Annotated in this window: 9 protein-coding genes, 1 tRNA gene and 1 pseudogene; 3 read left to right on the top strand and 8 right to left on the bottom strand. The window is 40.6% G+C overall.

All coding sequences use genetic code 11. The features are described 5' to 3' along the window. Positions 1 to 356 precede the first annotated feature (356 nt). Positions 357 to 1,841: a sodium/proline symporter PutP gene (putP, locus tag AAC853_RS16310; protein WP_338885271.1), complete on the top strand. Its 1,485-nt coding sequence runs from the start codon at positions 357 to 359 to the stop codon at positions 1,839 to 1,841. A gap of 137 nt (positions 1,842 to 1,978) precedes the next feature. Here the strand turns inward: putP and hcnC are convergent, their stop codons facing one another. The 5 genes and pseudogenes from hcnC to AAC853_RS16335 form a co-directional block, all read right to left on the bottom strand. Next, positions 1,979 to 3,205 (bottom strand): cyanide-forming glycine dehydrogenase subunit HcnC, encoded by a 1,227-nt coding sequence (gene hcnC / locus AAC853_RS16315; RefSeq protein ID WP_340615170.1) that lies wholly within the window; start codon positions 3,203 to 3,205, stop codon positions 1,979 to 1,981. Next, positions 3,198 to 4,622 carry an FAD/NAD(P)-dependent oxidoreductase gene (locus AAC853_RS16320; protein ID WP_338885273.1) on the bottom strand — a complete coding sequence of 475 codons (1,425 nt, stop codon included), beginning with the start codon at positions 4,620 to 4,622 and terminating at the stop codon, positions 3,198 to 3,200. The genes hcnC and AAC853_RS16320 overlap by 8 nt, the downstream gene beginning before the upstream one ends. Beyond that, positions 4,619 to 4,954, bottom strand: coding sequence for a (2Fe-2S)-binding protein (locus AAC853_RS16325; RefSeq protein ID WP_338885274.1), 336 nt, complete (start codon positions 4,952 to 4,954; stop codon positions 4,619 to 4,621). Before AAC853_RS16325 ends, AAC853_RS16320 begins: the two co-directional genes overlap by 4 nt. Before the next feature lie 1,070 nt (positions 4,955 to 6,024). After that, positions 6,025 to 7,157: pseudogene (locus AAC853_RS16330) on the bottom strand (ISAs1 family transposase). 147 nt (positions 7,158 to 7,304) lie between these two features. Further along, positions 7,305 to 8,066, bottom strand: coding sequence for an IS5 family transposase (locus AAC853_RS16335; RefSeq protein ID WP_340613431.1), 762 nt, complete (start codon positions 8,064 to 8,066; stop codon positions 7,305 to 7,307). 392 nt (positions 8,067 to 8,458) lie between these two features. Between AAC853_RS16335 and AAC853_RS16340 the strand changes: the two genes are divergently transcribed. Further along, on the top strand, positions 8,459 to 8,677 hold the full coding sequence (locus AAC853_RS16340) for a helix-turn-helix domain-containing protein (RefSeq protein ID WP_338885275.1): 219 nt from the start codon (positions 8,459 to 8,461) through the stop codon (positions 8,675 to 8,677). 108 nt (positions 8,678 to 8,785) lie between these two features. Here the strand turns inward: AAC853_RS16340 and AAC853_RS16345 are convergent. Further along, positions 8,786 to 8,861, bottom strand: a tRNA-Lys gene (locus tag AAC853_RS16345). A gap of 232 nt (positions 8,862 to 9,093) precedes the next feature. Between AAC853_RS16345 and cycA the strand changes: the two genes are divergently transcribed. Continuing rightward, the gene (gene cycA, locus AAC853_RS16350) at positions 9,094 to 10,500 is read left to right on the top strand and encodes a D-serine/D-alanine/glycine transporter (protein ID WP_338885276.1); all 1,407 of its coding nucleotides are present in this window, start codon (positions 9,094 to 9,096) and stop codon (positions 10,498 to 10,500) included. Positions 10,501 to 10,556: 56 nt separating this feature from the next. On the opposite strand, the gene AAC853_RS16355 is transcribed toward cycA, so the two are convergent. Together AAC853_RS16355 and AAC853_RS16360 are read right to left on the bottom strand one after the other, a co-directional pair. Continuing rightward, complete coding sequence (locus AAC853_RS16355) at positions 10,557 to 10,943, bottom strand: nuclear transport factor 2 family protein (RefSeq protein WP_340615171.1); 387 nt, start codon at positions 10,941 to 10,943, stop codon at positions 10,557 to 10,559. 465 nt (positions 10,944 to 11,408) lie between these two features. After that, entirely contained in the window at positions 11,409 to 12,305 is an 897-nt protein-coding gene (locus AAC853_RS16360; protein WP_340615172.1) for a LysR family transcriptional regulator, read from the bottom strand. Between the last annotated feature and the right edge of the window lie 122 nt (positions 12,306 to 12,427).

Genomic DNA, 12,427 nt, shown 5'->3' on the forward strand with positions numbered 1-12,427 from the left:
TATTGATATTAATTAATTTTATTTTCATTTTGTAAATTTTAGGTATAACCCATTATTTAATTTCAGGTGCAACTTCTGGAGTGGTAAATGTGATTTAGCAAGCGTTTTTTATAAAAATACAGTTAATTTGTTGTTAAAAATGTTTTAGCTAAATTAGGATAGAATGTAATTTTAGAATAATTACAAGCATAAATAGTACATATGGAAACTAATGTCATCTTTAAGTACAACGGGGACATCCTGGTAAAAAAGGCAAGGTATCACTTGAGAGTACTTCCAGCACAGATGGCATGATTTACGCAAATAGCACATTTGCAGAGACATAATTTATAAAAACACTATGGAGAAGAACCTGCATGACAGTAAATTCACCAATGCTTATTACCTTCATTATCTACATCGCAGGGATGTTGTTGATAGGTTTTGCTGCTTATCGTTCCACCAAAAATTTTGATGATTACATATTGGGTGGACGGAGATTAGGCAGTGTGGTAACAGCATTATCTGCTGGCGCTTCTGATATGAGTGGCTGGTTATTGATGGGGTTACCAGGGGCTGTTTTTTTCTCTGGTATTTCAGAAAGTTGGATCGCATTAGGGTTGCTGTTGGGGGCATACCTGAATTGGCGATGGATTGCAGGTAGATTACGCGTACATACTGAAGTGAGTAATAACGCATTGACGCTACCGGATTATTTTACTAATCGCTTTGAAGATAAAAGCAAAATTCTGCGTATTATCTCTGCACTGGTTATCTTGATTTTCTTTACTATCTACTGTGCGTCGGGTGTTGTGGCTGGTGGTCTGTTGTTTGAAAACACGTTTGGTATCAGCTATGAAAAAGCGATTTGGCTGGGTGCATTGGCGACAATTGCTTATACCTTCCTCGGCGGTTTTCTTGCAGTAAGCTGGACGGATACAGTTCAGGCAACTTTAATGATTTTTGCTTTGATTTTGGTCCCTGTGCTGGTCTTGTTCAAAGTGGGAGGAGTTGACTCAGCCATCAATATTATTGAGGCAAAAAATCCAGCCTATTTAGATATGTTTAAGAATATGAATATTATTGCCATTGTTTCTTTGTTAGGATGGGGATTGGGCTATTTTGGTCAACCACACATTCTGGCTCGTTTCATGGCGGCAGACTCCCACCAGACTATTCATAAAGCCCGCCGCATCAGTATGACGTGGATGTTATTGTGCCTTGCAGGCACTGTGGCTGTTGGCTTTTTTGGTATCTCATATTTTGAAATATATCAAGAGCAGGCAGGGCCTGTATTGCAAAACCGTGAGCGTATCTTTATAGAATTAGGTGTGCTTTTGTTTAATCCGTGGATCACGGGAGTATTATTGTCTGCGGTATTGGCTGCGGTTATGAGTACATTGAGTTGTCAGTTGTTGGTTTGTTCCAGCGCATTGACAGAAGATTTCTATAAAGCATTTATACGTACTAAAGCCAGCCAGAGAGAATTGGTATGGGTTGGTCGTATGATGGTTTTGCTGGTGGCAATCATTGCCATCATGCTCGCAACTAACCCGAACAATAAGGTACTGGCTTTAGTCAGTAATGCTTGGGCTGGGTTTGGTGCGGCGTTTGGCCCAGTGGTTTTGATTTCGGTATTGTGGAAACGTATGACTCGTAATGGGGCGCTGGCAGGTATGCTTGTGGGGGCAATTACTGTACTGGTTTGGATGGAGTACCGTTGGTTTTCCCTGTATGAAATTATTCCCGGCTTTATCTTCGCGACGATAGCCATTATTGTGGTGAGCCTGCTAGGAAAAGCGCCGAGTCAAACAGTGCAACAGCGTTTTATTGATGCAGAAGCACACTATAAGACAAAATAATCCAATAAAATTATAAGCCCCTGAATACTCAGGGGCTTATTAGTTTATGCCCATCAATCACGAATGCCCGAATTTGTTGTGGCTGCAAATAGCAGCCACGTTCACATAGTAGTGTTATCGTTCTTTGGATATCTTTATTAACAATCAGTAAAGCGTTCAGCCAGAAAAGGGGTTATATCCAACGGAAGGGCTTCTTGTCGCACTAGTTTATCCAACAAAACTCCCGTGATCGCCGAGGTCAAAATTCCCGTTCGAAAATGGCCGCAGGCATTCAAATAACCGTCAATACCTGGCATCTTGCCCAGTATTGGCAGCTCATCAGGTGAGCCGGGACGTAATCCCGCCCAACAACGTTTGATATTAGCATTGGCCAGTTCGGGTATACAGCGAATTGCACCTTTGACCAAGCCTTTTACTTCTGGCAGTGTGGTTGCCACATCAAACCCTTTATCTTCTGTTGTGCTACCAATTAGGATTTCACCATTATCTTTTTGGGCAATGTAGCAATCACTGGTCGTTATGCATCCACGCAACAGCTTGGGCATTTTTTCTGTCAGTACAATCTGTCCTTTGACAGGGTGCACCGGAATACGTTGTCCCGTGGCCCATTCACTTAATTCTGCAGCCCACGACCCTGTTGCGTTGATCAATGTATCACAAGAAAATGTCCCTGCTTCCTGCGTTTTTACCCCGGTGATCCGAGATCCCTGCCGTAATACTCCGTTGATCGTTGTATTCGCATAGATATCTACGCCATTCTGGCATGCGCTCTCGGCATAGGCATCGGTGAGGCGAAATGGATTAATCTGGTGATCGCACAAGAACTCCAGTGCTCCTTTAGCATGGTGATTGATATAAGGTTCACTATCACGCAATTGCTCCTGATCCAACCAGCGAATCTGACTGGAAAGATGTGGGATCTGTGCTGCGATATGTTCTGCATATTGGCGGTCTTCATCATCATAGATCACATATTTCAAACCGGTAGGTTCAAATTTGCAATCCATACCATGATTTTCCCACAATTCTTGTTGCAATTGGGGGTACAATGCATTGGATTCTAAAGCCAGGTTAAAAAAACTTTCGGGGAGAATATGCGGCATTGTGGCACTAACGGCTACTGCGTTGCCCGTCACTGTGCGTTTATTCAATGCTGATTGCATACGAAAGAAAATTACCCCGCATCCCAATCCTACCGATTCACCAATTGCCCATAACCCACCGGCAGAAGCGCGAGAAGCATTACCTGGTCGCTTAATGTCTATTATGGCAATACTCAGATCCCGTCGCTTAGAAAGCTGATAAGCACAAGAAGCCCCAATCACGCCGCCGCCTGCGATTATTACATCATAATGTTTACTCATGATTTGCCTTCTCTGGTGAGTTGATGACGATAAGATCGCTATTCAGCGCTGAAAAAGGCAACGGGTCTATCGGGAACCGTGGCCGAATCCATTTCACATCGTGCTTACCTGTATATTCCCGTAAACGATCACTGCAATAACCGACACACATTTTTCCTTGACAATCACCCATTCCCACACGAGTGCGGATTTTTAGACTGAGCATGTCCTGTATGCCCTGATCCAACGCTCTGTCGATGTCTTTCCGGGTAACGTTCTCACAGCGGCAAATTACCGTATCCGCCTGTTGCAATCCCAATTGCCCCATACCTGGCCGAATAAAGGCATCGATTCCCACACGAAAACGTAAAATAGCATTCAACTTGCGTTGATAGATCATTCGCTGATGTTCAGCCTGTGCTTCAGTAAGATCACCACGTTGGCGTAAGATGGAAAGCGCAGCAATTTTGCCACTGAGCATTGCGGCTTCGCTACCACGTAATCCAGAGATATCTCCTGCCAAGTGGATATGGGGTTGGCTGCTTTGTTGCCAATCATTGTGGCACGGTTGTAAATACCCATCCTTATGGTATTGATGTTGCAGATCCATCAGTTGGGTTAATTGAGTTCGAGGGATAAAACCATAACCTACCGCCAGAGTTTCAGCTGATATTTGTTGTTTTTGCAGGTAATCGATTTGCCAATTCTCGTCATACGGTGCAAGAGTGACCTGTTGAAGTTCTGACTGCCCTTCAGCAGAGACGATCCCCCAACCAAAATGCAATGGAATATGATGCCGTTTCAGATAGGCGATCATACTTAAACCATCAAGTAATAATTGGGGTTGGTTTAGTAACGACAATGTACTTCTGGCAATGCGGTTGAAGGCACTGGCCTCGTACACACCAACAATCTCAGCGCCAGCTCGATGCAACTGACAAGCAACCAATGGTAACAACGGTCCTGTCCCAGCAATGACTGTTCGTCCTAACGGGTTCACTACTCCACTTTTTATTTGTAGTTGTAATCCTCCCAATAACATTACACCAGGTAGTGTCCAGCCAGGGAAAGGAACATTGCGTTCGTGGCAACCTGTCGATAACAACAAGTGCTGATAGTCAATACTGATCAACTGTTCTTTAGAATCAAGTACATGCAGTCGTTGATTGGCTTCAGTACCGAGTACTCGGGAATTAAGATGCACATCTACATTGTTGGCGATACGGGCAAAATCCTGGTGCAGCTTTTGCATGGCATTAATATAGCTCTGCCCAAGATAATCCATTACCACTCCTTGTCGTAGTGGGCCACGATAAACGACACCACCTAAGCGTGGTGCTTCATCCAGTAATATGCTGTTAACCCCATGTTTGGCGAGCTCGATTGCCGCTCCCATACCAGCAGGTCCTCCTCCCACAATGACCGGTCGCTGTTTCATGATAAATCTCCTGTCATTAAACGATTGGTCATCGTTTCCACTCGCATTCCCGGCTGAACCACGGTTTGGCAAGCTCTTCGTTTATAGCGGCCATCAATGTTAACTAAGCAACTATGACAAACCCCCATACCACAATAAGTTCCCATAATATTCTGACTGTCATTACATGAAATCTTGCGTAATCCCACCGCATTTAATACGGTCAATACTGTTTCACCCTCAGCTGCGGTTACTGATTGTCCATTGATATAAAGCGTAAAAAGAACTCCATTTAGTTCTTGGATATCGTATTTTCTATTCATCATAAAACCGAGTTCACTTTGATTTTTCATGGAAAAAATACAGATAACAAATAATTACAACAGATAATGAACAACATATATTAAAAATAATCGGTATATTAATTTATATATTTATTCTTTCGATGTTCAGCCGATGGATGACCACGGAACGGAACAAACAAGATGTATCCTCCCCAAATTTAACGAGATCAATAATTTCTCTTTGTTATTGTGGTGTGAGATTAGAATAATTCCTCCCACACAACCTTCTTTGCTCACAGTTTTCTGATAATTTCTTGACTGTTCCCACAATATTACTCTGCCCTTGTTCAAGGCCTCTAAAATTAAGTATCTTTTCAGCCAAATAAGGGAAAGCAAATTTTAAAGAAAGTGGGATTTCGTTATTCACCATTATTGAGTTTATTTTTACTCAATAAAATTAATTGTGAGAGCACTATGAGATAACTATTGGAATTTTAAAAGTTCTCTAGATATAGCATTCCTTTTTTTATGTAATAAACAGAAGTGCGATTAGTTGTTGGGTGTTTTTCAATATAATTTTTACTTAATAATATATTTTTGTTTTTATAACTTTCCTTGATTTTCAATATCAATATGGTTGATAAATTAGCGGAATAATCCATTGTTGGAAATTTTTGTAGGCACCATAGGTTGCGATATCGTAATTTATTTATCCATAACTTGTTGTTTTTTATGTTTATATTATGTGTTTTTTGTTTTTGGTTAATAGCATTTTGATTTAGTGGCTTTACATTGGCAACAAAGAATAGATGAGGCCGTTAATTTCCCTGAAAATAGGGAGAATGTATATGCTAATAACAAAATGATTTTTTTTTAGGTTTCATTGTTATAATAATTTTTGAAGGTTGAATTTTTTTCAAGCGTAATACAGAAAGATATAAGGGTCAAGTAGTAATAATGAAAATATTTTTGATAAATATTAGGTTGTATGTTTTTGATGATTTCATCATAACAATTTTAAATTTTTAATAAACTTATTGTTATAATTCCTCAAAAAAAGACTCACGGAATTAACGTAATTATTTGATAAATTTGGTAGGGTGTTGGGGACTCGAACCCCAGGGCAAGAGCGTGAATGCTCACTTCTTGCCCAATACCTTAAATCCTGCGACTAATACCTTGTCCAGATAGTTAATATCCATGCTCGCAAACCGTTGTTTTCGGCGAATACTCGCTTTTTGGGTTGTTTCTGCCCGCAACATATTGACACTGATATGACGCATACATCCCAATATTTCAGCCGATTTTCCCCGATGGATAAGGCAAGCATCTTCTCCCATAGTGACATCAAGAACCCAGTGTAATCGTGTTTCGATCCCCCAATGGCTCCTGACAGCGGTCGCAAATTTATCCGTGTTTAGCTCCGCTGAACTGATGTAATAACGATAATCGAGCGACTCTTTTCCTTTATTATTAATTCGATACCCGATTGCTACGCCGATGCTTTTTAAGTTTTTCCATTCAGGAAATGGTTGGGATAACGCTTGTGCAGACAATACATGATATTCACGCGCTTCTATACGACCATGCCCTTGTTCTATCGTGATATTTTCGGCATGACTCACTGCTGAGACTTGCGCAGACAACGCCTTCTTGACGGCGTGATACAGCGTTTCCTGATTGCCTTTCACCGCCAGAAGATAGTCACCTTCTTGCTGCACAATTTGTCCCGCAATCTTCGTTTGACATCCCATCGCATCAATCGTTATCAGGCAGCCTTTGATATCCAGCAAACGGAGTAATTTAGGGATCGCAGTGATTTCATTGGACTTTTTGTCTGTCTTCAATTGCCCCATCACAACGCCATTCTGGGTGGCAAACGCACTTACCATGTGGAGCATCGACTGCCGATCCTTGCCGTGATAAGTTCCCCGCAATGTTTTCCCGTCAATGGCGATAATTTCCCCTTCAGAACGTTCATTAATCCCTTGAACCCACTGGATAAAACAGTGCTGAAACTCAACAGGATTGAGACGAGAAATAAGTCGAGCGATAGAATCATGTCCCGGTATTCCATTCGGGAAAAGTGATTTTTTTGATACCAGTCCAGATACGTTTCGCCGAAATCTTCAATATCTTCCCATCCTTCCGCGCCGGCGATGATGGATGTAATTGCCAGAAAAAGGATATCAAACAAAGGATAACTGATCTTAGACGACTGGCGAGGGTCTGTTAACGTACTGAAATATTGAGAAAAGGCATCGATGCTCATGAGAATACTTCCTAAAAAAAGAAGGATGAGATGATGTTTTTTCTTATCCGTCAACCCTAAATTTTGTTAACAAAAAATTCACGCTCTCACCCTGACTCGAACCCTGGACAAATTGATTAGAGTCTGTTGACGTTTTGTGTTCATCATTTATTCTGACCACATGGGTAGCCAGACGATGATAAATGCCAGTGCCACCATACTGGCATAATTCCGTGCTAATTTATCGTATCTTGTTGCGATTGCACGAAAATGCTTGATTCTGGCAAACGCATTTTCCACTAAATGACGATAACGATATAAACCCTTATCAATCTTTTTATCCGATTTTCGGCTATTGTTCCGGTAGGGAATGACCGGTGTCGCGCCTTTTCGTTTGACGATTTCCCTGAAAGCTTCACTATCGTATCCTTTATCCGCAATAACAAAATCTGAAGTTGGAGATTGTGCAAGGAGACTTTCAGCATGAACGATATCATGTGTTTGTCCCTCGGAAAGCTCAAAATGGACAGGAAAACCGTAACTGTCTACGGCTAAATGGATTTTGGTTGAGAGTCCGCCACAACTTTTACCTATGGCCTCATTCTCCTCTGAGGCGGCGCCCGCACTATGCTGATGTGCACGGATAATACTGCCATCAATAAACAACCATTCAGTATCCGTGTCTTCAGACAACATTTTGAATAATAAATCAAAAATGCCTTTTTTTGACCAAGCATTAAAACGTCTGAATACGGTGTTCCATTTGCCAAATTCATCCGGCAATTCACGCCATGGAATACCCGTTCTCATCCGGTAAAGAATGCCTTCGAAAGTCAGTCGGTGTTCCTCTTTATTGTAGATAAGCTCATTTTGTTGCATGAATAAAAATAGCTTATTCCACAAAGGAGCTGGTAACATAGTTCTTGGCATGATGTTCTCAAGGTAACGGTTTTTTGGCGAAAACAAGGATACCAGATCATCATGCCGTTCCAATTCCCCTCACAAAACATCCACAGCCCCTAATAGTTTACTTATAATATATTAATTATTGTGGCTAACCTACGTCTTACCATTACAGGTGTTATAAATAATATGACATGTTTCTTCCGCTTCACCCACCATTTAGAAATATACCAATGGTCAGGAGTTCGCAGCCTTGTAACCAACTCCACCGGGAAGAAATTTCTATCAGTGCGTCTGCTATCACTTTTTTCAATTGGCTTCAAATAGGGGAGAGATTTCGGCCTTGCTGGTTGTCCGGAACTACGAACCCTGTACGAATCGCCACCATTAATAATTAATTTGTGGAAGGGGTAGTAGGAATGAATAACGTTAAAAATGATTGGTATCAAGCCGATATTATCGCAGCATTGCGTAAGGGCGGCACAACCTTAGCGGTTGTTTCTCGTGAAACGGGACTCAGTTCATCTACACTGACAAATATTCTCAGTCGCCCGTGGCTTAAATTCTACGTATTCCATAAAACACATCCTTGCTCATCTATGAAAAATAGTTTATTCGTACCAAGTACGAAAATTTAATAAGCGTGGGAAAATATAGCCTAAAAATCTCTGTCGCAATTGGCTATAAAGCGCAAAAAAGCCACTTGTTTAAAAGCAGCTTAATATTCTGATTTAATTAATAAAATTTGGTGGGTCGTGGGAGGCTCGAACTCCCGACTAATTGATTAAGAGTCAACGGCTCTACCGACTGAGCTAACGACCCAACACGAATAATTATTCTCCAGTGTCAACTTGGCGTCAATGGCCTATATCCATTTTTTACTAATTGAATGAAATACGCACAGTAAACGTTTAACGAATTGGCCTAATTATAATCACTCTGTTTTTCATGTGAAATCCTTCTGTTAATCGCGCGGTTGTCTATGTCAAAATGTTCCATTAAACACAGCTTGAGGGTATTAAGGCCATGCTGTGAGAATAAATTGGATATAACTATGGAAGAAAAAATACAACCCACACACACCACTGAAACTGGAAGTTCGCACTTACAGCGAAGTCTCACCAACCGACATATACAGCTAATCGCAATTGGTGGTGCCATCGGTACTGGCCTGTTTATGGGCTCAGGAAAAACGATATCTCTTGCGGGGCCATCGATCATTTTTGTTTATATGATCATAGGCTTTATGCTGTTTTTTGTTATGCGGGCAATGGGAGAGTTATTGCTTTCTAATTTGCACTATAAGTCGTTTAGCGATTTTTCCGCGGATCTGCTAGGATCGTGGGCCGGTTTTTTTGTCGGCTGGACTTATTGGTTCTGCTGGGTAATTACTGGTATAGCAGATATTGTTGCCATCACTGCTTATGTTGGATATTGGGTACCTGGTTTTCCAGAATGGGGAACTTCGCTTTTGTGTGTTCTGGTATTGCTTACTCTGAATCTCGCGACTGTTAAGCTGTTTGGTGAACTGGAGTTTTGGTTTGCCATGATCAAAATTATTGCCATTGTTGCCTTGATTGTGACAGGAGGCATTTTAATTGGCATCAACTTTAAATCACCAGCAGGACATGTTGCAGCATTTTCTAATGTCTGGAATGACGGGGGGATGTTCCCTATGGGATTAAGCGGATTTTTCGCCGGATTCCAGATTGCGATATTTGCTTTTGTTGGTATTGAGTTGGTGGGAACTGCCGCAGCGGAAACTAAAAACCCGATGAAATCTTTACCAAAAGCGATCAATGCTATTCCTATCCGTATTATCACGTTTTATGTATTGGCTTTGATTGTCATTATGTCAGTCACACCGTGGCGAGCCATTAGCGCGGATAAAAGTCCTTTTGTGGAATTGTTCGTTTTGATCGGATTACCCGCTGCTGCCAGCGTTGTTAACTTTGTGGTTTTGACTTCTGCGGCATCTTCGGCAAATAGTGGGGTTTTCTCCACTAGCCGGATGTTGTTCGGTCTGGCGAAAGAAGGAGATGCGCCAAAGCAGTTTAGCCGTCTTTCCCGCCGTTCGGTTCCGGCATCAGGGTTGATCTTTACTTGTCTGTGTCTCTCATTTGGGGTCATTTTGATCTATTTTATCCCCGATGTGATGCGGGTTTTTACTCTAGTGACAACCGTTTCTGCGATCCTGTTTATGTTTATTTGGAGCATGATCTTATGTTCCTATCTGGTTTATAGAAAGCGTCGCCCAGAACTCCATCAAGCTTCGGTCTATAAAATGCCATTTGGTATTGTCATGTCTTGGGTATGCCTGGTTTTCTTTGCTTTTGTTTTGGTATTGCTTTCCTTGCAGTCAGATACTCGCCAGGCGTTATTAGCCACACCAATTTGGTTTATTATTCTAATGATCGGGTTTCAGATTGTGAAAAAGCGTAAAATCCGTCTTGCTCATTAAGTAAAAGAAGCCGGCTAATTAATCTGGATGGCCCAAATATTGGGCCATTTTTTCTCTTAAACAGGTATGATCGTACCTTGATGGAATCTAAGCTGCCATTGACCAGTTAAAGATGATAATTGCCAAATTGATGAGCGAAGTGCTTGATTGAAAAAGTTACCAGTTAGATCTATTTCGTAAGACTGATAAGTTAGTAATACAATATTCTTATCAAGATGGTTTATAGAAAAGTTTTTTGAGAAAAGCTGAAAATTAGTTTTTATTTCTGTAATTAATGCATCAAAAACATCTTTTTTAGTATAAACATAACCTGATTTACTAATTTCTAGAAAATTATCATGTAATACTATATTTAACCAATCAGCATTATTTCTTTTTTTGCCGTGAAGGCTTACTTCAAAATTTTTGAGTAATTTAAAAGTATCTACATTTTCCTGAATCATATGAACTCCAAAAAATAAATGGGTATGAAATAACTTCAGTAGAAGACTAAATGATTATTTTAAGCAAACACTTAACATGCTATTTACATTTTTTATCAGGCAGTTATAAAGAGAACAAGTTAAAAAAGAGGTGAGTATGGAAATTATAATAAGGGCAACTAAGCCAGAGGATGCTGAAAATTAAATTGTTTGGTTTATTTTTGAGATTTTTTGTTGGGGTATTTTTACTTCTATTTCAGTTAATTAATTTATTATCAGAAGATTTGTTAACTTGTTTTAACAAGAATCCCAGAATCGGATAGGAAAGATTTATTCATATTTAACATCTTAACATAATCTTAAATGGAAGCTTGGTCGATAGCAATTGATTAGACAGGATTCCAGATTGAAATTAGATGGCTATCTTATTGCTTATCCCATCAAGTATGCCGCTGTTGGTTATGTTGAATGTTATAGTATGCACTATTAGTGTGACCGTCCTGACAGTTTCTCCTGATTTTGAAAAACGATATCGGCCAAAAAATCTGCCACTTTCCGGATCCTGGGGGAATGGGACAAATCAGATTGAATAACAAGCCAGATGGGTTTATCTATGCCTAAATCAGGCGAAATACACGTAAGTCCTGCACCATTGGCTGCAATATGAGGCAGCACGACTAATCCCAGACCCGCAGTTGCTGCTGCAATTTGAGAACAAATCGAAGTTGTTGCGACTGAAAGAGAACGTCCTTGTAAGGCTTGTTTAAGCCAGTTAACGGAAGGAAATTGTGAGTATTCACTTGTCCAACCAATAAAATGAGCGTCGTTGTATTCACCTCTAAATATATCGGAAGTGCAGGTGGCTAAATAGGCTTCACTTCCATAAAGACCAAACCCCAGCGTTCCTAGTTGTCGGACATTGACATGTCCTTGCTCCGGTCTGATGATACGAAGAGCTAAATCAGCATCACGGCGGTGAAGGTTTACTGTGTAATTATCCGTTGTGATTTCTAATGTCAGGTTTGGATGATTTTTTTGTAAGGTCGGCAAGTTTGGCATAATTAAATAATTGGAGAGTGTTTCAAGTGTTGCAAGGCGTACATTGCCGGCAATAGTTGCCCGTAGATCGGCTTCAAACAGAAATGAATTTGCTGTCATTTCCATGACTTTGGCTTTTTCCAATAGTTCTGCGCCATCTTCTGTTAGTTGATAACCTGTTTGATGTCGCAAAAATAATGGCATTCCGAAAGTATTTTCCAGGCGTTCGATTTTTCGCGATACCGTTGCCACACCAATACCAAGAAGCTCAGCCGCTTTACTGATAGTTCCTGTCCGCGCTATTGCCAAGAATATTCGAATATCATCCCAAATAAGTGATTGCACTATTTATTTTCCGTTTCTGAAAATTTGATTACCAATTCTGCCTAAATATTTCAATTTTAAAAGATGCCACAATGATTTTACCAAGAATTATTTTATTTAAGATCAATCAAGATAGGGTAATG

The sequence above is a fragment of the Xenorhabdus thailandensis genome, assembly GCF_037996785.1.
In the GTDB taxonomy this organism is placed as follows: Bacteria; Pseudomonadota; Gammaproteobacteria; order Enterobacterales; family Enterobacteriaceae; genus Xenorhabdus; species Xenorhabdus griffiniae.